The organism is Paenibacillus kobensis NBRC 15729 (assembly GCF_004000825.1).
Lineage (GTDB): Bacteria > Bacillota > Bacilli > Paenibacillales > Paenibacillaceae > Paenibacillus_T > Paenibacillus_T kobensis.
Map to the genome: position 1 here is coordinate 1 of NZ_BILZ01000164.1, position 530 is coordinate 530.

Sequence of the window (530 nt, forward strand, 5' to 3'; positions counted from 1 at the left end):
CAATTATTTCTGTAATCCGTTCTTCATACTCCAATTCGAGTTCAACTTCTTGTGTGATCTTCTGTACGGGTTCTCCATCCTGCATATGGAAACTGGTGCGCAACGCTTCATGGCGGATGGCCAATTGCTCTAGTGCGTATTTCATGCGACCCCTATCTAACGACCCGTACATTTTTATTCCCGCCGGCATATTGTAGGCTATTCCTACGTCGTCCAGTTGGTTAATTAGGTATAACCTCTTTTGTGCAGACGACATCGGATACGTTTCTTTTTCTTCCGCCTGCGGGATCGGAATGTACGCTTTCACTTTTGCTTCTTCTACTTCTTTAGCCAGAAGCCGGGCAGTAGGAGCGGTAAAGACGGTCTTCAGCGGCAGACGTACTCCGGTCTTCGCTTCAATCTGATTAACAACCCGGGTTGCGCGCAGGGAATGCCCGCCCATCTCGAAGAAGTTGTCTTCAATCCCTACCGGGGTAACACCTAATACTTCTGCAAAGGTACAGGAAACAATTTCTTCCATCTCGTTTCGT

1 protein-coding gene is annotated in these 530 nt (G+C 47.7%); it reads right to left on the bottom strand.

The window, feature by feature from the left end:
* Positions 1 to 530: condensation domain-containing protein (locus PKO01S_RS28595; protein WP_164779856.1), on the bottom strand; the 530-nt coding region annotated here is incomplete at both ends.